Below are 1,232 nucleotides of genomic sequence, written 5' to 3'. Positions count from 1 at the left end.
TGAAAGTTCTATAATGAAGTTAGCCACCTTACCTTAGTCAAGAATTAGATGTTTCACTATGTTTGAGTAAGTTGATGATTTCATTTGATAACAGGCTTGAAGCTGTTAGGCTAGGTGGCCAAGGCTAATTATAGCCTTGGTTTAGCTGAAAAAACAGGTTCAAGGGTTCCTGTTGTCAAATGAAATGTGATTTAAGGTATAAGAAAACACCTCTGTGCTATACTTGTTGTTCACCACAAACACAAGGAAAGGCACAGAGATGCAAGAACATTATACCCCAAAAGGGAAACATTTGACAATAGATAACCGTCGCTTGATTGAGCGGTGGAAGAATGAAAATAAGTCCAATCGTGAAATTGCAGGCTTGTTAGGAAAGGCGCCTCAAACGATTCATAATGAAGTCAAAAGAGGTACAACTTTACAACAAGTGAGAAAAGGGCTATACAAAAAGGTCTATTCTGCCGATTACGCACAAACTGTTTACCAATCCAATCGAAAACGGTCGGTGAAAAAGTTAATTCTAACAAAGGAAATCAGAGAGAAGATCTTACACTATCATAAGCAAAAATTTTCGCCTGAAATGATGGTTAAGAAGAAGCAAGTGAAAGTTGGTATTTCAACCATCTACTACTGGTTTCATAATGGTCATTTAGGATTGACGAAGGCCAACATGCTTTATCCCAGAAAAAGGAAAGGTGTCAAGAAGCAAGCTAGTCCGAGCTTTAAGCCGGCAGGTAAATCTATCGAAGAACGTCCTGACGTTATTAATCTTCGCTTGGAAAATGGTCATTATGAAATTGATACCGTCCTACTGACTAAGATAAAAAATTATTGCCTGTTAGTCTTAACCGACCGGCGGAGCAGACACCAAATTATAAGGTTAATTCCAAATAAAACTGCTGAATCTGTCAATCAGGCGCTTACGTTACTATTAGGGGAGCATCGTATTCTGTCCATTACTGCAGATAATGGTTCGGAGTTCAAACGATTGTCTGAGGTATTTCCTGAGGAACATATCTACTACGCACATGCTTACTCTTCATGGGAGAGAGGTTCAAATGAAAATCATAATCGATTAATTCGTAGATGGTTACCTAAGGGAACCAAGAAAACGACTCCGAAAGAAGTCGCTTTTATCGAAAATTGGATTAACAACTACCCTAAAAAATGCTTGGACTACAAGTCGCCAAGTGAATTTCTTTTGGGTGGCTAACTTCAACTTGAAATTTGGG

General features: G+C 38.6%; 1 protein-coding gene. It reads left to right on the top strand.

The features are described from left to right. Positions 1-259: 259 nt before the first annotated feature. A complete protein-coding gene (locus ODU50_RS10320; RefSeq protein ID WP_105152807.1) occupies positions 260-1,213 on the top strand; it encodes an IS30-like element ISSpn8 family transposase in 954 nt (317 codons plus the stop codon). Positions 1,214-1,232 lie beyond the last annotated feature (19 nt).

This window comes from Streptococcus sp. 2020WUSS084, from assembly GCF_044427445.1.
GTDB classification, from domain to species: domain Bacteria; phylum Bacillota; class Bacilli; order Lactobacillales; family Streptococcaceae; genus Streptococcus; species Streptococcus suis.
This window is presented reverse-complemented; position numbering and strand designations above follow the sequence as displayed.